This is a genomic window from Alkaliphilus serpentinus, assembly GCF_009017255.1.
Lineage (GTDB): Bacteria > Bacillota > Clostridia > Peptostreptococcales > Natronincolaceae > Alkaliphilus_D > Alkaliphilus_D serpentinus.
This window is the reverse complement of sequence record NZ_WBZB01000008.1, coordinates 58,543-80,728: the sequence shown is the minus strand read 5'-3', so window position 1 is coordinate 80,728 and position 22,186 is coordinate 58,543. Positions and strand designations below refer to the sequence as shown.

The 22,186-nt window shown below is 37.4% G+C and carries 19 protein-coding genes; 16 read left to right on the top strand and 3 right to left on the bottom strand.

Going from position 1 to position 22,186, the window contains the following annotated elements:
- Positions 1 to 23: 23 nt before the first annotated feature.
- Entirely contained in the window at positions 24 to 230 is a 207-nt protein-coding gene (locus tag F8153_RS02465) for a hypothetical protein (protein WP_151864770.1), read from the bottom strand.
- A gap of 70 nt (positions 231 to 300) precedes the next feature.
- Positions 301 to 675, bottom strand: coding sequence for a molybdopterin dinucleotide binding domain-containing protein (locus F8153_RS02460; RefSeq protein WP_151864769.1), 375 nt, complete (start codon positions 673 to 675; stop codon positions 301 to 303).
- A gap of 97 nt (positions 676 to 772) precedes the next feature.
- On the opposite strand from F8153_RS02460, the gene tpx reads away from it, so the two are divergent.
- The 8 genes from tpx to F8153_RS02420 all read left to right on the top strand — a co-directional run bounded on the left by tpx (position 773) and on the right by F8153_RS02420 (position 8,260).
- The gene (gene tpx / locus F8153_RS02455; protein WP_151864768.1) at positions 773 to 1,282 is read left to right on the top strand and encodes a thiol peroxidase; all 510 of its coding nucleotides are present in this window, start codon (positions 773 to 775) and stop codon (positions 1,280 to 1,282) included.
- 108 nt (positions 1,283 to 1,390) lie between these two features.
- Entirely contained in the window at positions 1,391 to 3,307 is a 1,917-nt protein-coding gene (locus F8153_RS02450) for a sigma-54-dependent Fis family transcriptional regulator (protein WP_151864767.1), read from the top strand.
- A gap of 214 nt (positions 3,308 to 3,521) precedes the next feature.
- A complete protein-coding gene (locus F8153_RS02445) occupies positions 3,522 to 5,261 on the top strand; it encodes an aldehyde ferredoxin oxidoreductase family protein (protein WP_151864766.1) in 1,740 nt (579 codons plus the stop codon).
- Between the two features lie 145 nt (positions 5,262 to 5,406).
- The gene (locus tag F8153_RS02440) at positions 5,407 to 5,745 is read left to right on the top strand and encodes a MoaD/ThiS family protein (RefSeq protein WP_151864765.1); all 339 of its coding nucleotides are present in this window, start codon (positions 5,407 to 5,409) and stop codon (positions 5,743 to 5,745) included.
- A 51-nt stretch (positions 5,746 to 5,796) separates the two neighbouring features.
- Positions 5,797 to 6,021: a MoaD/ThiS family protein gene (locus F8153_RS02435; RefSeq protein WP_151864764.1), complete on the top strand. Its 225-nt coding sequence runs from the start codon at positions 5,797 to 5,799 to the stop codon at positions 6,019 to 6,021.
- A gap of 57 nt (positions 6,022 to 6,078) precedes the next feature.
- Positions 6,079 to 6,705 carry a metallophosphoesterase gene (locus F8153_RS02430; protein WP_151864763.1) on the top strand — a complete coding sequence of 209 codons (627 nt, stop codon included), beginning with the start codon at positions 6,079 to 6,081 and terminating at the stop codon, positions 6,703 to 6,705.
- A 16-nt stretch (positions 6,706 to 6,721) separates the two neighbouring features.
- Positions 6,722 to 7,711: a hypothetical protein gene (locus F8153_RS02425; RefSeq protein ID WP_151864762.1), complete on the top strand. Its 990-nt coding sequence runs from the start codon at positions 6,722 to 6,724 to the stop codon at positions 7,709 to 7,711.
- Positions 7,712 to 7,813: 102 nt separating this feature from the next.
- Positions 7,814 to 8,260, top strand: a complete 447-nt coding sequence (locus F8153_RS02420) for an ACT domain-containing protein (RefSeq protein ID WP_151864761.1) — start codon at positions 7,814 to 7,816, stop codon at positions 8,258 to 8,260.
- Between the two features lie 42 nt (positions 8,261 to 8,302).
- On the opposite strand, the gene F8153_RS02415 is transcribed toward F8153_RS02420, so the two are convergent.
- Positions 8,303 to 10,267, bottom strand: a complete 1,965-nt coding sequence (locus F8153_RS02415) for a methyl-accepting chemotaxis protein (protein ID WP_151864760.1) — start codon at positions 10,265 to 10,267, stop codon at positions 8,303 to 8,305.
- 232 nt (positions 10,268 to 10,499) lie between these two features.
- Between F8153_RS02415 and F8153_RS02410 the strand changes: the two genes are divergently transcribed.
- The 8 genes from F8153_RS02410 (at position 10,500) to F8153_RS02375 (ending at position 22,070) form a co-directional block, all read left to right on the top strand.
- Complete coding sequence (locus tag F8153_RS02410) at positions 10,500 to 11,795, top strand: TolB-like translocation protein (protein ID WP_151864759.1); 1,296 nt, start codon at positions 10,500 to 10,502, stop codon at positions 11,793 to 11,795.
- Positions 11,796 to 11,924: 129 nt separating this feature from the next.
- Entirely contained in the window at positions 11,925 to 13,259 is a 1,335-nt protein-coding gene (locus tag F8153_RS02405; protein ID WP_151864758.1) for a glutamate--cysteine ligase, read from the top strand.
- Positions 13,237 to 14,568, top strand: coding sequence for a glutathionylspermidine synthase family protein (locus F8153_RS02400; protein ID WP_151864757.1), 1,332 nt, complete (start codon positions 13,237 to 13,239; stop codon positions 14,566 to 14,568). Before F8153_RS02405 ends, F8153_RS02400 begins: the two co-directional genes overlap by 23 nt.
- 113 nt (positions 14,569 to 14,681) lie before the next feature.
- A complete protein-coding gene (gene truA, locus F8153_RS02395; protein WP_151864756.1) occupies positions 14,682 to 15,422 on the top strand; it encodes a tRNA pseudouridine(38-40) synthase TruA in 741 nt (246 codons plus the stop codon).
- Positions 15,423 to 15,549: 127 nt separating this feature from the next.
- Entirely contained in the window at positions 15,550 to 16,737 is a 1,188-nt protein-coding gene (locus F8153_RS02390; protein WP_151864755.1) for an AI-2E family transporter, read from the top strand.
- Between the two features lie 356 nt (positions 16,738 to 17,093).
- Positions 17,094 to 18,119 carry a spore photoproduct lyase gene (gene splB / locus F8153_RS02385; protein WP_151864754.1) on the top strand — a complete coding sequence of 342 codons (1,026 nt, stop codon included), beginning with the start codon at positions 17,094 to 17,096 and terminating at the stop codon, positions 18,117 to 18,119.
- 241 nt (positions 18,120 to 18,360) lie between these two features.
- Positions 18,361 to 19,587: an EAL domain-containing protein gene (locus F8153_RS02380; protein ID WP_151864753.1), complete on the top strand. Its 1,227-nt coding sequence runs from the start codon at positions 18,361 to 18,363 to the stop codon at positions 19,585 to 19,587.
- Positions 19,588 to 19,832: 245 nt separating this feature from the next.
- Positions 19,833 to 22,070 carry a methyl-accepting chemotaxis protein gene (locus F8153_RS02375; protein WP_151864752.1) on the top strand — a complete coding sequence of 746 codons (2,238 nt, stop codon included), beginning with the start codon at positions 19,833 to 19,835 and terminating at the stop codon, positions 22,068 to 22,070.
- Positions 22,071 to 22,186 lie beyond the last annotated feature (116 nt).

Below are 22,186 nucleotides of genomic sequence, written 5' to 3'. Positions count from 1 at the left end.
AGGAATTCTCTTTTTTAGTTAACTCATTTCTCCACCTGGTAGGTGAAGGGGTATATATCATTGGGGGGCTTATCCAAAAGCTGGGATAAATTATCAAATTCCAACTCATCAAAAACTCCCGTTTCGCTATGAATTTTCATGTTCCAAACCTCCCTACCCCTTTCAATTAACAACTCAGCTGGATAGGTGGTTCCATCGGCTAATTTAATAACTCCCTTTTTCCAAGGCATATAAAATCCCTCCCTTAGTTAATATTTTCTCCTATAAAGGGGTTAAATATTATCCAAATGGAGGATTTGGTTAAAGCTTTTCAATCTTACAATAACAATTATTATAGATGGCTTGGTTTCCAATATCCGATAAACCGGTAGGGGTTAGTTTATTGACTCCTTGATTCTTTAGCCACCAACCCTCATGAAGGGCTACTATATAATCTCTTATAGACTCGTCTAAAAGAATTTTTCCCTTCAATTTCCCCCAAGGAGAGACTAATAGGATAACCTCTCCATCTTTACAATCATATTTATTGAGGGTTTTTTTGTTGGTGTGGATAATCGGTACTTTCCCTGCCTCCTCCTCCATAAAGTGTTGTGAATGGAGGGAATTCATTGGATGTATGGTTAATAGCTGTAGGGGGTAATTGGCGGATACCTTTTCATATATTATAAATTCCATCTCATCAGGAAATGAATATACCTTGCCTAGATAATATGATTTAATACCCGTAGGCTGGGTAATAAAGTGAAAAAGAACCTATGGAGGGAGAATGACTATGGAAAAAAGAAAAGGAATTGTAACAATGAAGGGAAACCCTGTAACCCTATTGGGTAAAGAGATCAAAATTGGAGATAATGCTCCGGATTTTTCGGCATTGACTAAGGATCTTAAAAACTATAGCCTTAAGGATATGGGTAATAAGAAAAAGATCATCAGTGTTGTACCATCCATTGATACCGGTGTTTGCAATCTGCAAACCATGAAGTTTAATGAAGAGGCAGGTAAGCTAAAGGATACCATCGTTGCCACCATAAGTATGGATCTGCCCTTTGCCCTAAGTAGATATTGTGCAGCTAAAGACATTGAAAACTCCATCGTATTATCGGATCATAGGGAAGCCTCCTTTGGAATGGCATATGGTTTTTTAATTGAGGAACTCAGACTATTATCACGGGGAGTTGTTGTTTTGGATCAGAACAATAAAGTTGCTTATGTGGAATACGTGAAGGAAATAGGGGAGGAACCAGATTATGATAAAGCCCTAGAGGCGGTAGGGAAGCTTTAGTTTTCTCCTTTGACAAGGCTAGTAAATAAAGAGATAATGTATGTAAGGAGTATATATGTAAGATTTGAATTATAATCCCCTTCAACAAAAATTCTTTGGAGTGGTGATATGAATAAGAAGCCCTATATACAAAGGTCCCATCAACGATGTAAAACCCTAGGAGTAGATTATACTAGGGTATACAGTACAAAAATACTAAAAAATGAGGCTTTAGATAAAAAGCTAGCCGAAAACAGAGAACTGATTGTTACAGCCAGTCCCTTTATGGAGCAGCTATATAACTTTGTAAAGGGCTCTGGTTTTTTTGCAATTCTTACCGATGGGGAAGGCTGCATCTTAAATGTAGTAGGTGATGAGGATGTGTTGGAGGTTGCCAATAAGCTGGAGATGATTCCTGGAGCCTATATGGACGAGGAGCATATTGGCACCAATGCCATGGGTACTGCCTTGGCGGAAGGGATTCCTGTTCAGGTATCGGAAGAGGAGCACTACATCGCCGCTTATCATCAATGGACCTGTTCAGCTGCCCCAATAAGAAACCCTGCCGGGAAAATAATTGGAACCCTAGATTTAACTGGATTTAGTGATTTTGTCCATTCCCATACCCTAGGGATGGTGGTTGCTGCTGTAAATGCAATAGAGCAGACTATCAGAAATAATAATATTAACAGTCGTCTTGTTGTGGCCAAAAGGTCAATCGAAACCTTGATAGATGCCATCACAGCTGGAATCTTTACGGTTGGACCTAAGGGTTATATCAAAACCGTTAATAAAACCCTACAGGATATGCTGGGATATAGTAAGGATGAGCTGGTAGGGAAAAGAATTGATGAGGTACTGGATGGATGGCAGGGCATTCAAACTAATATAGCCAATGGAATTATCTATCTAGAGGAAGAATCCTATGCTAAGGGAAAAAAAGTGAAGATCCATTGTACCCTCAGCTGCTATCCCATACTAGACAAGAATGGATTTTTGCAAGGAACGGTTTGTGTTATAAAAGAAATCAAAAGGATGAAGCGAGTTGCCAATCGATTGGTGGGAAAGCAAGCCTTCTATACCTTCGATAATATTGTTGGACGAAGCAAAGAATTTACCCTGCTGGTTGATTATGCGAAAAAAATTGCCGATAGTCCTTCTACTGTACTGATAACCGGTGAGAGTGGAACGGGGAAAGAGGTATTTGCCCAATCCATCCATAACTATAGCTCCCGAAGGGAAGAGGCCTTTGTAGCTTTAAACTGCGGAGCTTTACCTAGAAATCTTATAGAGGCAGAGCTTTTTGGTTATGAAGAAGGAGCCTTTACAGGGGCAAAGAGGGGTGGATACTTTGGTAAATTTGAACTAGCCGATGGAGGAACCCTTTTCCTTGATGAAATAGGTGAAATGCCCTTGGACATGCAAACTAGGCTATTGAGGGTTTTAGAGGAAGGAACCCTTTACCGAATTGGAGGCAACAAAGAAATATCGGTGGATGTTAGGATAATCGCAGCCACCAATAAGGACCTTATGGAAGAGGTTCATAAAGGAAACTTTAGAAAGGATCTCTTCTACCGTTTAAATGTTTTACCCTTAAAACTCATACCCCTTAGGGATAGAAGAGAAGACATTCCCCTTCTTATAGATTATTTTATGATTATGAAGGGCTTAAAACTAGGGAAGAACCCAGTTAGTTTGCAAAAGCCCGTTATAGATGCCATGGTCAAGTACAACTGGCCGGGGAATGTGAGGGAGCTAGAAAATAAAATCGAGCATCTCATAAATACCAATAGTACGCAAACCCTAGTGGATATTAGTGAAGCCAAAATCCTATCTGATGAAAGCAAATCCACTCTTGAAGTAGAAAGGCTGGAGGATATTGAAAAAATCCATATAGAGGCAATTTTATCAAAGTATCAGGGGAATATAACCTTAGCAGCAGAGGCTTTAAATATAGGAAGAAATACCCTTTATAGAAAAATAAAAAAGTATTCTATTGACTGTTCTATATTGGAACAATGTTCTGAAATGGAACGTGTGAATTGAAGATAGTTGACCCATTATGGAACGATATTGAGAAATCATCTATGGTAAAAGGTAGATGATTTCTTTTATTTTTTGTATAGGGCCTAGGTAAAGTCCAGTAAAATCCTTATTTATAACTAGTACTTCATAAAAATCATTATGAATAGCACCTTTGGCATGGAGATTGCAACTATAATCATTATTCTCTGCAGTTAAATTAAAAGGAGGAGATTTAATGAACAAATTTATAAGGGTAGATATGACAACCAAGAAGGTTGAGATTCAAGAGGTTCCAGAAAAGTACGTAGGATTGGGAGGACGTGGATTAACTTCAAACTTTGTTAATGATGAAGTAAAACCCACATGCCACCCCCTTGGAAAAAACAATAAAATTATTTTTGCTCCTGGAATGCTTAGCGGTACTTCTGCCCCTAACTCAGGTAGAATCTCTGTAGGAAGTAAGAGTCCTTTAACAGGAACGATTAAGGAGAGTAATGCCGGTGGTACCTTCTCGCAAAAGATGGCGAAAATGGGCATAAAGGCCTTAGTAATTGAAGGAATGCCTGCAGAAGATGAATTCTACATTCTTAAGATAACCATGGATGGAGTAACCATAGAAGAAGCTCCAAAAGAAATACTTGGAGGATGTGGTAACTATAAAGCTATTGAACTCCTTAACAATAAGTACGGAGAGAAGGTTGGAATAGCCCTAGCTGGTCCAGCAGGAGAGCATAGACTACCAACTGCTAATATATCCTTTAAGGACCCAGATAGCAATATGCGAAGTGCCGGTAGAGGGGGCTTAGGTGCAGTGCTGGGTTCCAAGAAGGTAAAGGCTTTAGTAATAGATGACACTGGAGCTCCTGGGGTTCCAATAGCCGAGCCAGAAAAGTTTAGAGAGGCTTCAAAGGTATTTGCTAAAGCCCTGCTAGATCATCCTGTATCAGGTCAGGCTTTGGCAGCCTATGGTACAGATGTATTGGTGAATATTTTAAATGAAGCAGGTGGGCTACCAGCCATAAACTTTACAAAGGGTCGTATAGATTGGAATGAGAATATAGCTGGAGAAACTTTAAATGCCACCATTAAAGAGCGTGGAGGAGAGGGAAAGGTATCCCACGGATGTCATGCAGGTTGTGTTATACGCTGTTCTCAGTGGTACCCCGATAAACAAGGTAAACTTATTACCAGTGGCTTTGAATATGAAACCATTTGGGGCCTTGGTGCAGATGCAGGGATTAAGGATCTAGACGATATAGCCTATATAGATCGTGCCATGGATGATATCGGTATTGATAGTATTGAAACTGCCGTTGCAGTAGCAACCGCCATGGAGGGAGGACTATTGCCATGGGGAGACGGAAAAGCAGTCCTTGAGGCAGTTAAGGAGGTGGCAATTCCCACCCCCCTAGGTAGGCTAATAGGTAGTGGAACAACCGTGGTAGGTAAAGCATGTGGACTATTTAGAGTACCTGTAGTAAAGGACCAAGGAATCCCAGCCTATGACCCCCGACCTATTAAAGGTATTGGATTAACCTATGCCACCACCACCATGGGAGCTGACCATACTGCTGGATATTGTATTTCTGGTAATATTCTAAAGGTTGGAGGCAACATTGATCCCCTTAAGAAGGATGGACAAATTGAGTATGCCCGTGCCATGCAAATAGGAACAGCTGCTGTTGACAGTACTGGTATGTGTCTATTCGTGTATTTCGGAATTGCTGACAATCCCGCTGGCTATCAAGCCCTAATAGATATGATTAATGCTCAGTATGGAATTAACCTTACAGCCAATGATGTAGATGAGCTTGGTAAATCTGTATTAAAGGTAGAAAGAGCCTTTAATAAAGCTGCTGGCTTTACCAATGCCCACGATCGATTACCAGAATTCTTTGAGTATGAGCCCTGTCCACCCCACAATGAGGTTTGGGATTTTACTCCAGAGGAAATAGATGAGGTTTATAATTTCTAACCCTTCTATTAAAATATTAATAAAGGTGATGCCGGACTTAGGTCCGGCATTCCTTTATATAATATTAGCAAAGAAGATCGAAGTCTACTGATATTCCCGATGATACTTTATATAACCAGATGTAGCCTTTAGGAGGTGTTTAGCTATGGAGAAGAAAACCGTAGAGATTCGAGGCTTTATGCAATTAAGGGAGTATTTTAGAAGGAAAAATTGGCCAGTTCCATTAATCCTAGATTTAGAAGAGGCCATATCTGGGTATGAATTGGCTGAAAAGCTGGAAATTCCAGCTGAGGAGGTTGAAGTAATATTCGTCAATGGTTTTGTTCAAGCCTTAGATTATAGGATTCAGCCAGGAGATCGGATTGCCTTTTTACCTCCTGGGTGCCCTGGCCCCTACAGAATAGCCCTTGGTTTTTATGGGAAGAACCAAGATAATCAAGCCAACTTCTTGATTCATAAAAAGAAGGAGAATGAGCAAGGATAAAATTAAGCATATTTCCATAAGAAATTTATAGCTTTACTTGGAGGTGATGGAATGAAAATAGAGGTAAGGCTTTTTGCAACCCTTAGGGAAAATCGTGGTAAGGTACTGACTATGGAGTTTGAAGAAGGGTCAACTGCTAAGGAGGTAATCACTCAACTAAACATCCCGATAGAGGAAGCGGCCATCTTGTTAATTAACGGCAAACACGAGGCATTAGATTATCAATTAATAGATCATGATGTGGTATCGATATTTCCTCCTGTGGGAGGGGGTTAAAGGGGAATATTGACATAGAAGATCAACTCTTGTATTGTGGAATTAGGAGGTGATGCAGTGAATATATTAGAAGATCTAATGGGGATGCTTTTATCCCTTTTTAATCGCCCCTATATTCCAGATACTCTATTAAAGGAGCTTAAGGGTCCCTTGTTATTACATATTAGCGACACTCCAGTGGACATTTACCCTTACATCTTTAGAATAATTGGCATAGTAAAACCCAAATATCTAGTCCATACTGGGGACATGGTAGATGATATCAAGCTGGAGATGTATAAAAACAGGCTTGATGACTACTATAGGGGCCTCGCTAAGCTGCTACCTGGCTTAGAAGGACAGGATGCTTTAGAAATCTATTATAGTTTAGGGAATCATGACAAGTTCGGCCCTTTAAAGGAGCTTATGAATAAGGGGAGGATTCTTGAGAAGGAATATATTACAATTCATAATGTAGACTTCCGCATAAGTCATTACCATCAGAGGCCTACTAAAAAGGTTGATTTTAATCTATTCGGCCATAGCTTTAAGCCCAACCACTATATCCATAAGGAAGAAATTGGATTAAATGGGCTCTTAAATATTAATGTTATTGAGCTGGACACAAAAAGGGTCTTTCACCTGAAGTATCCGGTGGGAACCAATCGATTACGGGGAATGGAATTAAAGAGAATCGGAGTTTAGTAAAAGGGGGATAAAAATGCTATTTTTAAGAATGGGGCCAAGGTTTTTGTTTATTAGAACTGAGGAAATAGAGAAGATGAAGGATTTTTTAGAAGCTCAATTAAATGGAGTGGAGATTGACTTCCACCCAGGAATGGAAAGGGCTTCAGAAGACAGTACCCTCTGCTTTTTAACTGGAACAAACTTTGAAAAGACCTGCATAGAGGATGCTAAGGTTATCGTATTAATTAACGATGTTGCTTCGGCCATTCTTACTGCAATCATTAATAGTCATGTAAGCCAACTTCTTCATAGGGTTGATATGGGACCATCATCCATTGTTATGAGGGTTGCTTCCAATGGCCAAAAAATCATTGACAGACTCATTAGGGATTTTAATGGTGAAGCTGTAAGCTGGATAGATGGCATAAGGAAGGGTGAAAAGGATGACACCATTATTACCTTTACATCAAAGGCTATTAATGGCCCCTTGGCAGAAAAGGATTTTTTTGAAAGGAAGCTACTAATACCACAGCCTTCGAGGGTGGTTCAGAAAAGACTTAGGGTTGAAGGACTACAATATATTACCCAAAGCTTAAATGATAGTCAATGGTACGAGCTTAGAATCAATATATATGATTCCATGGGGAAATACCAAGAAAATTATGATCGGTTAATCTATATACTTTCAAAGCTGGAGTTAGGAATGATTTTAGGTGAAAGCTGGACTAAGGATCATGCCCTTATGCTTTATTCTGTTCTAGCCTATCAAATAAGGCTCTTTACCTTTTATACTCCCCAGGAGATTAAGGAACTATTGTTGGCTCTAGAGTATAATCTGGAGGGAAAAAGACTGGTGGATTTCGATCTATATTATAGAAATAAAAAAATATCCTGGAGGGATATAAATAAATCAAAGGGGAGAAAAGATAAGCTTCAGGAGGCAGCCAACTATCGAAAAAGCTTATACTTAAGGTTAGAGGAAGCGGATATCAAAACCCTTGAAGAAATGGAGAAACCGTTATAAATTAGCCGGTGAGTATTTTATCCTCTTGATGGTAAAGACTCATTATGGTATTATGTACATAATGTACACACAAATGTACGCCACGAAGAGGGGGTTGGGAAGTTGATCGGTGAAAAGGATATCTATTATTTGGTTGATAAAAGAGTTCTCCCTGAGGTATTCCTAAAAACGATGGAGGTCAAGGAAATCCTGAAAAAAGGGGAGGCCACCACCATTCAAGAAGCCGTTGAAATTGTGGGAATGAGCAGAAGTGCCTATTATAAATATAAGGATTCCATAATGCCCTTCAATGAGGTAAGTAAAGGTAGGATTATTACCTTTACCTTGCTATTAGAGCATACTTCAGGGGTGTTATCTAGAATACTGAATGAAATAGCCAAGGTTAAGGGTAGCATATTAACCATGAATCAAAGTATCCCTTTGCATGGATTAGCCAATGTAACCATATCCTTTGAAACCATGGAGCTGTCGGTTGAGATTGAGGAATTAATTAAGGCCTTGGAATACATTGAAGGTGTAAAGAAGATAGAGATTGTTGGTAGAGAGTAAAAAAGTAGGAGGTGATTTTATAATCACCTCCTACTTTTTTATTTAGATTTTAAATTGATTGATTTCCTCAGCAAGCTTATCTGCCAACTCATTAAGCTCGTTGGCTGCCCTTGCCACTTCATCTACTGCGTTGGAGGTTTGCTCCATAGAAGCCGATACCTCTTCAGAAGCTGCAGCAGTTTCTTGGGAAACAGCAGAAATGTTTTCAATAACCGTTACGATTTGATCGCCGTCCTTTGTCATATCTTCTACATAGTTACTGATTTCATTTATTTTAGAAGTAATTTGTTGTATGGATTTAAATATAACCTGGAAGGATGAAGAAACGTCTTGAACAGCTAGTGTCTGCTCTTGATTCTGCTCCTTAACCTCCTTCATGATATTTACTGTCTTATTACTTTCTGTTTGAATGTCAAGGATAATACTTCTGATCTCATCCGTTGATTTTCCAGATTGTTCAGCCAGCTTCCTGATTTCATCTGCTACTACAGCAAAGCCTCTACCGGCCTCTCCCGCCCTTGCAGCTTCTATGGCGGCATTTAAAGCCAATAAATTGGTTTGCTCTGCAATATCACTAATGGTTTGTAGGATAGAACCAATAGATTGAGCCTTATTATCTAGAAGCCCTACTGCATTTTCAATCTTTAGAATGGATTCTTTGTTGCTTTCAGACTTGGTGTTTAAGCCATTTACAACCTCCATACCCTTTTCGTTGGCACTTATAACTTCACTGGATAGCTTCAGCATATCCTGAGAGTTTCCGCTTAGCTCAACAAACTTGGTTGATAGGCTGCTGGTCATAACAGCACCCTTCTCAGCCTCGCTGGCTTGGTCTGAGGCTCCCGTGGCTATCTCATCAACGGTACGAGAAACCTCCTCCGACGATGCACTGGTTTCCTCAGAGGTTGCAGCAAGACCATCGGCGGCTTGATTTAATTGTCTAGTCATATCCTGTAGATTAGACATCAGAATACTGAGCTTTTCAATCATTGCATTTAAACTTCTGGAAACAGTACCCACCTCATCCTTAGAGCGAACCTGACTTCTAATGGTGAAGTCTCCATTTCCAATTAGCTCCATATCTTTAACCAATCCCTTAAGGGGCTTCGTAGTGAAGCTTGCAAAAATGTAGCCTACGATGATGGCAACTACTAAGGCAATGCTTCCATAGAGAATCGTTTGATTCAGTATGTTGGAGGTGTTCCTTTTAATTTCTGAGTAGCCAACAATACCCATTAATCTCCAACCGGTTCTTTCAATGGTATTAAAAACACTAAATCTTTCATCACCCTCATAGGTATAATCAATAACATCCGATTCCTTGGTGGTGATTGACTCATATACCTCATCAATAATTTTTTCGCCAAAGGCGATATCCTTGTGGACATAGGTTGTGCCATCTGCCCCCACCAGTGCTGCATAACCCTCTTCACCGATGGTAATACCACTTACAAGTTCCGATAATAGGTTAATCTGAACATCCATTGCCATAACCCCAACCAATTGACCAAATCTATGGACGGGCTTGGCTACTGATACAATTAAATCCCCAGAACCCGCATCTACATAGGGGGATGTCCATACTAAGCCATCAGCCGCAACCGCATCCTGATACCAGGGTCGTTGAGTTGGATTAAAGTCTGCGGGTAATTCAGTATGGGGATAAATATGCATATCACCATTTTTAGTTCCTACATAAGCATGTAGAACGTGGGGGTTGGCCTCTATATAAGCTTTAAGAACCCCCATCATATCATCTAACCCTTCTGGGTTGTTTAATATATCCATCACTGATGGTGTTACGCTTAACATCTCTGTACCACTTTCTAGAGAGCTTAAAAAGAAATCCAGCGCCTCGATGGATTTATCTACCACCTGGCCAGCTGTAAGCTTAAGCTCATGAGATAGAACGTCGTTGGCAACCTGATAGTTCATAAATCCTAGAAAGAAGGTCGGTAGAAGGATGATAAGAATCATAACAAGCACTAATTTTGATTTAATTGACATTGATAAACCTCCTTTTCTTATAATTATTATTTCATTATTATATATATCCTTGATTCGACATAAAACCCCATAATCCTCTTATTTTTCTGAGAATTATTAGAAATGAAAGGGGATAGTTAAAAACTTGCATATTAGATCAGCGAGTCTATTCATTTCATAGAAAAAAAACCCATTTGATAAAAAACCTTATATAGGGGAAAATATCTATACATTTATTTAGGGAGGTGCTTTAGTGAATCGATTAAGGGTATTATTGATATTTATTTTAGTGGTAATTATAACAGGATGTAATAATTTTCGATTGGAAAGGCCATTGCCCAATAATGAAAATAAGAGGCTTGTGAAGGTTGAAGCTTTCGATGAACTTGCGAATCCTTCGGGGGTGAAGGCTGAAAATGGACGATTTTACTTTATAGCCCTTGAAGACGAAGGCCTCAATTATTACTCCTTCTCGTTGGTAACAAATAAAGTTCAGAATATTCTTAAAGGAATAGGAGGGTATGAAGCTTTAATTCCTATGAAGGATAAACAGGTAGTATATATAGATGTAAAGGGAGATCTTAAATATCTAAACAACCATCAGGAAATTACCATTGATAAAAAAATTACGGGGGTTAACTACCCCAATATCTTGGTTTCGGCAGATAAAACCATGATTCTATACACACGGGAGATTGATGGACAACAAAGCGTTTTTAGTTATGATGTTGACACAAAAGAAAAACGCCGTATTATTCCAAGCTTAGAAAAAACGGATTATGAAAATTTTATGCTAAGTAGGCTTAGTCACACGGGAGAGTACTTTCTTTTGAGTAATAGGCTGATTTATGATACCGAGGGTAACTACTTAGCGGCAATCAATACTACATCAGCAAGATGGGCCCCTAATGATAGATGGTTAGCCTATATCATGGTAGGGGAGGGGTCGGAGGATATAAATATAGGAGAGATAAAAACCAAGCTAGGAAAAAGCTTTTGTATATTTTCTATGGAAAAATTAGAAGAAAGGGAGTTATTTCATAATGATGAGGGTTTCATCGACCCAATAGATGTAATTCAATGGAGCGAGGATAGTAAGGTTGTTGCAATATCTGCAGGGAAGGTTATAAAAAGTAGTGGCTATTTAGAAGGCATTGATTATGATAAAATCTTAGTGTACCAGTTAGATGCCGATGTTAGCAATGAAATAAAGGATATGGATTACAATTTCTATCAGATCCTATTTGATACCTTAATTTTTGGAAATAATCTTGGTGAGAGGCAGCCAGCTGTAATCGTAGGAATAGAAGAAAAAAATCAAATGGTGATTGAGGAGCCATTGCTCATTAACAATAAGGATATGTTTGTAATAACCCATGAGGATAAGGGATATTTAATCAATGGAAAAAACCTTATGGAGATTGATAAGGAGGGGAATAGAAATGTAATTTACACCTTTCCTTGGGAGGTAGATGAGGTTTATTATGAAGAAGTTAACAAGCTATTTGTTATATTAGATTCAAATAAGGAGGTATATTTGCTAAAATAGATAATAGGATGTTTCAAAGTGCCAAATAAGGGGTAGATTTATATCGTGATCTCTTTGTATTCCTAATAAGATAGGTGTACTATAGGGGCCTTTGTTGATTTTATAATAGACAAGTAAGGTGGGAGTTATATGGAATATCAGGAGAAACTAGACAGTATAACCAGTATTTTGAGAGAAGGAGAAAAGTCAACGGATCAGTTTAGCCTTGGCGCAGAGTTTGAGCATATAATTGTAGATAAAGCTAGCTTTGAATCCATAAATTATTATCAGGAGAAGGGTACCGAGACCATATTAAATAAAATGTTAGCCAATGGATATACACCCAAATATGAAGGCGGCTATCTAATTGGTCTGGAAAAAGCCGATGGGATCATTACCCTTGAACCCGGTGGTCAGCTGGAGCTAAGTATTAAGCCCTGTAAAACCATAAAGGAGATTGAAGATATTTACTTTAGCTTTTTAGAAAATATTATCCCCATTTTAGAAGAGCAGAATCAACTCCTCTTAGCCATAGGATATCATCCAAAGTCCGTTGTTGATGAAATACCCTTTAATCCTAAAAAACGATATTCCTATATGTCTCAATACTTCAAAGAAAGGGGTGGCACCCTTGCCCATAATATGATGAAGGGTACAGCATCCTTGCAAGTAGTAATTGATTACGAAGACGAGAAGGATTTTATCAAAAAATTTAAGGTTGCCCACTTTATATCACCACTATTGGCACTGATTACAGACAATGCCCCAATTTTCGAAGGGAAGTTCTATGATCTAAACAGCGTAAGAAGTACTATATGGGAGAATACAGACTTTACTAGGGGCGGTTTAGTAAAGGGTGTAATGGATAAGGAGTTTGGTTATGTGGATTACGCTAAATACATATTATCCCTGCCACCAATATTTATCATAAAGGATAAGGAAGTAATTGATACCCAAGGAAAAACCACAGAGGAACTATTGGAGTTATATCCTTTAAACAAGGATGAGGTAGACCACATTTTATCAATGGCCTTTCCTGATGTTAGGGCTCGTAAATACATTGAAATAAGAATGGGAGATAGCATCCCCTATCCCTTAAGCTTTTCCTATATTGCCCTTGTTAAAGGCTTGTTTTATAATCAAGAGGTGCTAGAATACTTATATAAGCTTTCTGAATCAACCGATGATCAAAAACTCTTTGCCTATAGAAGGTCTATGGTGGAGAAGGGTTTAATGGGTTGCTTTAGGTGTAAGAACATATATGAAATACTACAGATGCTGATTGATTTAGCTAAAAGAAGTCTTTCCCATGATGAAAAGGGCTTCTTGAAACCCTTAGAAGAGCTGGTTTTAAAGAGAAAGACCCCAGCTATTGTCAGTAAGGAGCTTCTAAAGGGTCAATTGGAGGATTTAACAGCATTACAGTGGTGTAGCTTAAATTATTGGTTTGGGAGGCAAAGGGATGGAATCGAAGAAATTGTTTAAGGATTACAAAGAACATGTTCGGGATAATAAAGAAAGTTATATTCAGGAGTATAGGCGAGTTTTTAAGGCTGTAGAGGAATCACCAGCAAAATACAAGGGAAAGCCTGTTGAATTCTTATATCAGCCATTGTTTCTGACGGAGGAGGATTACAATCGCTTTAAAACTCTTACGGATCAGCTTATGACGATTCTAAATAAGGTGATTGACAAATATCTTAAAGATGAAAGCTTTAGAAGGCACTTTGGTTTTAGTCCCCTCTTAGAAAAACTCATCCTAAAGGACCCTGGTTATGATAAAAATGTTCCTATGGGCCGCTTTGATATTTTTTATAACTACGATGATGGAGGCTTTCAGTTTTGTGAGTTAAATACCGATGGCTCCTCCGGGATGATTGAACAAATGGAGCTACAACGAATTTGCCAAGATTCCCTGGCTGTAAAAAACTTAGAGAAGAAATATAACGTAAGGGGATTTGAGTTGTTTCAATCATGGGTAAATGCCTTTTTAGAAAACTATCGGCAGTATAGTAAAGGCGCAGAAAAACCACAAATTGCAATAATGGATTGGCTAAGTGGGGATCCCCCCAGTGAATTTATAGCCTTTAAAGAGGTATTTGAAGCCAATGGCTGCCCCACAGTTATCGTAGATCCTAGTTGGCTAGAATATAAGAATAACTGCTTATACTATAAAGATTTTAAAATAGATTGTATTTATCGTAGGGCAGTAACCTGGGAAATAATCGAAGGGGCCCATAAGGCTATGGATTTTATAGAGGCCTATTTAGCTGGGGATGTTTGTGTGATAGGGCCAATAAGGTCTCAGATTATCCATAACAAAAATATCTTTGCAATCCTTCATGATGAAGAAAAAACTCCATTTTTATCTAATGAAGATCGAAACTTCGTAAAAAAACATATACCCTTTACAAGGATTTTCGAAGCTGCCAACGAGGAATTAGTCAATTACACCATTAATCATAAAGATGCCTTCGTATTAAAGCCTATGGACAAATATGCCTCTAAGGGAGTAAGAATTGGAAGAGACTATTCAAAGGATGAATGGATAAAGATTATTCAGGAAGAAGCCAAGGAGGAGTATCTCCTTCAGGAATTCTGCAGGCTACCAAGGATTCCCATGGCGAAATTTAATCATGAGGATGTGGAGTTTCTCGATTTTAATTACATCATTGGCCTTTTCATGTATAATGAAAGGCTTCAAGGGGTCTATACAAGAACAGGCACTAAGAATCTCATCGGTAGTATTGTAGAATGCTATACTGCCCCCAATTTTGTGCTTTCAGTTAAATAAAAAGAATCCAGCTTATTGTGCTCCATAATTCTATGGAGCTTTTCTCCTATCTATATAGCATCTATTTTGATTTGAAGCATCATACATACTAAATGATTTGAGGAGGGTTATCATTGAGAAATATTCGAATGGTACTAGAATATGACGGCGCTAGGTACAGGGGGTGGCAAAGACTTAAGGACAGTGATAAGACCATACAAGGTAAGCTAGAAGCTGTTATTAGTCAGATGGTGGAAAGGGATACTGAAGTGATAGGCTCTGGAAGAACAGATGCAGGAGTTCATGCAAAGGGACAGGTGGCTAACTTTTTCACCTCCAGTGATATGCCACTAAAGGAGATTCAGGAATACATAAATCACTACTTACCAAAGGATATTGCTGTAAAAGCTATTACAGAGGCAGCCCCAAGATTTAATAGCAGGCTTAATGCCATAGGAAAGAAGTACACCTATTACATATGGAATCAAAAAACTCCCTCTGTCTTTCAACGAGATTATAGCTATCATACCCCCAATCCTTTAGATATCAACAAAATGAAAAAGGCCTCCGAAAAGTTATTGGGTACCCATGATTTTCTTGCCTTTTCATCCCTTAAGAAAAGCAAAAAATCTACTATCAGAACTATAGAGGAAATAGTCATTGAGAAAAATCAAGGAATGCTGACCATATCCATTAAGGGTGATGGGTTTTTATACAATATGATTAGAATTATTGTAGGAACCTTAATTGATATTGGTGCCGGGAAGGAAGGAATAGCCTATATTGATGAAATCTTTAAAAGGGGTGAAAGAAGATATGCTGGAGTAACGGCTCCTGCCCAGGGATTATTTCTTGAAGAGGTGTATTATGATTAATCAAAGCTTGAATATTATGGTATAGATATAGCTTGTACGGATATATCCCCACTAATGCCTATAGGTCATGGTTTATTAAGCCAAAATCATGTATAATAATTATAAATCAGGAGGAAGGAATGGGGATATGAAGTATAAAATTGATAATAATTATTTTAAGTATTCGTTTTATGCATTTTTAGCAGTGGCTATGTCAATCCTATTTTACTTAGCCTTAAATAATCTAGGGTACTTTCTAAAAAGTTTTTCTGTAGCCCTTGGAATCACCTCGAAAATATTAAGTCCATTTATAATAGGAGGATCCATAGCCTATCTTATTAGTCCAGGGGTAATTTGGTTTGAAAAGAAGGTTTATAGTAAGGTAAAGCTTATAAATAGTCGGGCCAAACTCCACAGATTAATAAGTGTACTTACAATGTATATCATATTATTAAGCTGTATTGCATTGCTGATTATATTTGTAGCGCCACAGGTAGGAAACAACCTTAGAGATATTATCATGAGGGTTCCGGATTACTTCACTACTACTGATCAGCTTTTAAGCAAGTGGACAATGGAGTTAGAAAACTTTACTCAGATGGAGATTTCTCCTCATATCGATGCTAAAATGACCTCTATTTTCTTGAAGATAACAGAGATTTTAGAGGATATACTAGATAACTTAGTTTTCAGTATCGTTACCTTTACTTCGGGGGTTCTTAACTTTGTTCTTGGTTTGATACTGTCCTTTTATATGCTCATGGATAGAGAGTCCTTTAAGAAGTCCTTTGAAAAGCTATTGAGGGTTTTTCTAAAGGATACCTCTGTAGAAAGGGTAAAATCCTTTGCCCGAGAGGTGAATGATTTATTTGTAAAGTTTATTGTGGGTAAATCTCTAGACTCCTTTATAATAGCTTGTATATGCTTTGTAGGCCTTAATCTAATTGGGATAAGATATGCCCTACTGCTAAGTGTAATCGTTGGAGTTACCAATATGATTCCATACTTTGGCCCCTTTATAGGAGCAGTGCCAGCAACCATCATTACCTTCTTCGATAGCCCTTTAAGCGCCCTATGGTTGATGATATTCATTTTGGCATTACAGCAGTTCGATGGATTGATATTAGGACCTAAAATTTTAGGAGATAGTGTAGGTGTAAGCCCCTTTTGGATCATATTTTCCATCGTGGTTGGAGGGAAGCTCTTTGGAGTGTTAGGAATGTTCTTAGGGGTACCAGTAATTGGTATGGTTCGTTTAGTGGTCAATCGAGCTATTGATAGAGCATTAGAAAGGAAAAAGGCAAGGCTTGAAAAAGAAGAGACGGCGGTTCCTTAAAAAGAGTATTTATACTCTTTTTCAGACCATCGAAAAAGTATAAAACTGCAATTAAACACCTATATTCTTAAATAATGAGAAATCTGCGGAGATAAGAATAAAAGAAGGAGAAAATTACAGAATAGTATTTTCAATGTCTGAGCCGAAGGTGAGTTTTGAAAATACCTGTGATTTTTGAGTTCATCCTGCCTTTTGACCGAGAGCCAATTTCTCAGTTTTAAAATATAGGGGTTTTTCGATAACCTCAAAAAGAGTATTTATACTCTTTTTTTTTGTTTCAATGTTGTAGGAGATATCCTAGTATGATTCAATTTTTTTGTGGGAAAATAAATTGTAAACTAGGAGGTGTATGAATAATGGAACTATGGATGCCCGATCGAATTTATTTTGAGGAAGCTGCAAAGGAGACAGAGGTAGGGAAAAGAATTATCAATTTTTGCAGGTTAAATAATATTGAAATTCTGGATACTACCTCCCATAATCAGGTTAGAAACCTTCCGGGGAAGGATGAAAAGGCTAAATATGCAGCAGCAAAGAAAACCTTGATCGTGGGAGTTAAAAAGAGCATGAAATTTGACGTATGTAGGCCCTCTGCAGATTATCAGTTTTCTTTAATGACCAACTGTCCAGGTAGCTGTGAATATTGTTATTTATTTACTACCCAAGGGAAGAAGCCCTATGTTAGAGTATATGTCAATATGGATGAGCTCTTTGAAACCATAGATAAATATATACTAAAAAAACTACCCCACGCCACGATGTTTGAAGCCGCCAGTACTGGAGATCCCTTAGCAGTTGAACACATTACCGGTACCCTAGCAGATACCATAGAGCATTTTGGTAATCTTGAAAAGGGAAGATTGCGGGTTGTATCAAAATACTCCAACGTTGAGCCTTTACTGAACCTTAACCATAGGGGCCATACTCGCTTTCGCTTCAGCATTAATTCTAGCTACGTAATAAGAAACTATGAGCATAATGTGGATAATCTCTGGGATAGATTAAGGGCTGCTGAAAAGATGGTGGATGCGGGTTATCCAATTGGATTTATTATAGCCCCCATAATACTTCATGAAAACTGGAGGGAAGAATATAGTCATATGCTGGAGGCTCTGTATAGACATATTGGAAATAAAACAAGAGGTGTTATAACCTTTGAGTTAATTCAGCATCGTTTTACACTTTCAGCTAAAAATGTGATAGAGGAACGCTTCCCCAACACCAATCTCGAAATGGATGTGGAAAAAAGAGATAGGAAATGGGGAAAGTATGGCAGGATGAAATATGTATATAAAAAAAATGAAGCGGAGGATATGAAGCTTTATATTACCGATCTCATCAAAAAATTCTTTCCCCAAGGACATATTCAGTATTTTACTTAAATATCAAAACGTGTATTTATAGTAAAAGTAATGGCACTTACTATTCTGTTCATTTATCATCCTTAGAGCTAGCCAATGAGCTGAAGGCTTTACTAAGAAAAATTAATTAAGCAACAATAGTTTATTCTCATTACTTATTTTTTACCTTTACTAAAATCTCTATCTTTAACATAATTTTTACATTTTCATAATCTATCCTCTATTTTTATCTTTTAGAATATTCCTTGGAGGGGGATTTTAAATGCTAAAGAAGCTTAATCAGGATTACCGCAATGAGTTTTTTGGAATTTTATTGAATAAAAGCATCAGCACCAATTTTCAACCCATCATTTCTTTGGTAAATGGAGAAATTATTGGCTATGAGGCATTAACCAGAGGGCCAGAGGATAGTCCGCTACACTATCCCGATAGATTGTTTGAAGCTGCTAAAAGGTATAACAAAGTGTGGGAATTAGATTTGTTATGTAGAATTACTGCAATTGAACGGGCTAAAGATGTTATTGGTGATAAATTTCTTTTTATCAACATTGATGCTGATATTATTAAAGATCCAGAATTCAAAAAGGGCTTCACTAAGGAATACCTAAAGGCCTATAATATTTCACCCAAAAGCATTATATTTGAGATCACTGAACATACAGCAATAACCGATTATAAGAGCTTTAAGAATGTTATAGAAAATTATAGGAGTCAAGGTTATAGAGTAGCTGTAGATGATGCTGGTGATGGATATGCAGGATTAAGAATGCTATCGGAAATTAGACCCAACTTTATTAAAATCGATATGGAGTTAATAAGAAATATCGATAAGGATATGCTAAAAAGAGAATTATTGAAGAGTATACAAAGGTTTGTCGAAGCTACTAATCTAAAGATTATTGCTGAAGGTATAGAAACCTATGATGAATTAAGAACTTTAATTGATATAGGAATTGAATATGGACAAGGCTACTATATTCAAAGACCTAGCCCATCCTTTATAAAGCTTAATGAGGATGTTATGGAGACCATCATTAAAATTAATAATACAAAGTCACTACTAAGGGCCAATAGCCGTAATTTAAGAATTGGTGACTACTGTAGGATGGATAAAGCTCTTCAGGATTTTGAAACAGCTTCTAAAGCAGATGAATTATTTAAAGCCAATACCAATTTGCAAGGAATTGTCGTGATGAAGGACCAAAAAGCTGTAGGGCTGATAATGAGAAATCAGTTTTATCAGCATTTATCTGCTGATAAAGAGAAAGAAGAAGGGACATTTTATAGCAGTAACTTGCATGAATTCATGGATAGCAATCCACTTATGGTGGAGGCGGAGGAATTACTATCAAATGTGTGTAGAAGGGCATTGTCCAGGGATGAAAATCAGGTTTATGATTATGTAATTATAAATGATAGGGGCTATTATAAGGGGGTAATCCCCTTTGGAGGCCTAATGGATGCTCTCCTTGGTATAATAAACTATTAATTTAATATTGCAACGGAAAAACTCTTTGAAGACACTGAAATACTTGGTGTCTCTTTTTAATTGGATAATTTCCTTCTAAAGGGAATTAACAAAGTATTAACAATAAATTAATAGCCTGATAAAGAAACTCACTTATATTTAACTAAGGAGGAAAATTATACACATTAAGGAGATGGAGGCTATGGTTCGAACAAATTTTTAGTTGATAAATACAGAAAGAGACTTAAATAGGAGGAGGAAACTTGATGACAACTAGTTTTAAGCTTATGTTGAATAAGGTCAAAAGCACTTTTATTAGTAAGCTTAGTAAGATGATTCAGATAACGAGGATGAATAGAAATAAAGATTATAGAAAAAAGAAAAATTTTTCTAAAGATCCTAAGATGGGTAAAAGATTTACCCTCCTTAAACTTAATGATTTAAGAGTTCAGGTTAAGCTTTTAATAATGGTGCTATTAACTAGTTTGTTGCCAATCATAATTCTAAGCTCCATAAGTATAAATACTTCCAGCAATGAAATTGAAAGAGAAATATTAAAAGGAAATGAATTGTTTACTTCTCTAACCATTGATAGAATCAATCAATATTTTTATAATAGAGAAGGTGACGGTAGAATATTAGCAACCTCTAAAACCATCACCGAGGGTATGGAAGTTTTGAATAGCTTTAATTATAGTGAAATAGAAGAGAAGCTAATCAATTCAGATTTTGAAAAATACTTAAGCCCAATTATTGAAAAGCATCAGTATACAGATATCTTTCTTACCAATAGCTATGGTGAGGTGATATTTAGCAATAAGTATCACAAAAATGATATTGCCCCCTTGGTTTTTTCGGGGGATTTTGTAGGGAAGGCTATGTTGGGACAACAAAACTGGTCTGAGGTATTTTGGAATAGTTTTATTAAAGATAATCTTATGGTCCTTTCAACACCCATACCCTCAGCTGGGGATGGTTCAATTGGCACATTAAATATAGTCCTTAATCAAGAAAGAGTTAATGAGATTGTACAAGATGAAATTGGTAGATTAGCCGATTCTGCCGATGCATATCTTATTAACTCTGAAGGAATATTTCTTACCAATACAATGAGGGGGCAGTATAAAGAAGGAGCAGTTTTAAAGGAAGTCCTTAATACAGAAGCAGCAGATGTATTAGCAGAGCATATTATCAATGGTAATTTGGAGTTTTGCCAAACAAAGCATTATATTGGTTATGAAGGTAATGATGTAATAGGAACCTTATCCGTTGCAGAAGTTGGAGATAGCTTTGTTGGTTTAATTATTGAGGTTAAAGAAGAGGATGGCTATCAAGGGATTCATCACCTAAGGAAAAATTTAATGCTTATTGCATTAATTATCATTGCTATTTCTACAATTTTAGCCATTAAGCTAGCCCAATCTATAAGCAAACCTATTAAAAGGGTAACAGCCATTACAAATGAAATAGCGGATTTCAATTTACAGGGTAGTATTGAGGATGATCAAGGGGTAAGAAGGGATGAAATGGGGGAATTAGAAAGGTCTATTATAAAGATTAGAAAAAATTTGCGTTCTATTATAACTGAAGTGGAAAGAGCCGCAGGATTAGTAGCCTCATCGACGGAGGAGCTAAAAATTAATTCTCAACAGGTTACCTTAGGATCAAATGAAGTAGCCACAACTATATCGAGGATAGCAGAGGGCTCCTGGGATCAGGCCAGAAGTGCTAAAGAAAGCTCACAAGTGTCAAATGAGTTGAATATTGCTATAAGTCAAAGTCTCACTAATCTACAGGAGATGACTAGGGCTACAAAAAATGTGAAGGAATTGATAAGCTCTGGTTTAGAAACTATAAAGACTCTTGCTGAAATAACCCAAGAATCCAGTGAGGTAAATAGAAAAGCACAGCTTAAAATGGAAAAGACCAATAAGAACTCTATAAAGATAGAAGAAGCCAGTACAATTATCATGAATATTGTTGATAGGACCAATTTGTTAGCTTTAAATGCTGCAATAGAAGCTGCAAGGGCAGGTGAACAGGGTAAGGGCTTTGCTGTAGTTGCAGAAGAAATAAGAAAGCTATCGGAGCAATCTAAGGAGGCTATAAAAATTATCAATAATATTATAGATACCTTTAAACAAGATTCGCTGGAGGTAACTGAAGCAATGAATAATTTAATTACCATATCTACCCAACAAGCTGAAAATGTAAAACTATCAAAGGAAAAATACATAAAGATAGCAGGAGCCGTAGGAGATACAGAGGCTAAGGTAGCTATTCTGAACAACTCCAGTCTAAAGATGGATGAAATGAGGAAAGGTGTGGAAGAAAGAATTATTAAATTAGCAGAAGTATCAGAACTCAACTCAGCAAGCACAGAAGAGGTGGCTGCATCTATGGAGGAGCAATCAGCATCAATGGAGGGAATCTATACCGCCAGTGAGGGCTTAAGTACTCTAGCAAACAATCTACAGGAAATTGTTGGCAAGTTTAAAATATAAAAAAACCAACACATCACATAACATGTTCTTAACAAATCATTAACGGTTACATAACACATTGGGTAATTCTATCATGTATATTATTATTGTAGAACAAACAAAACCAAACAAAACAT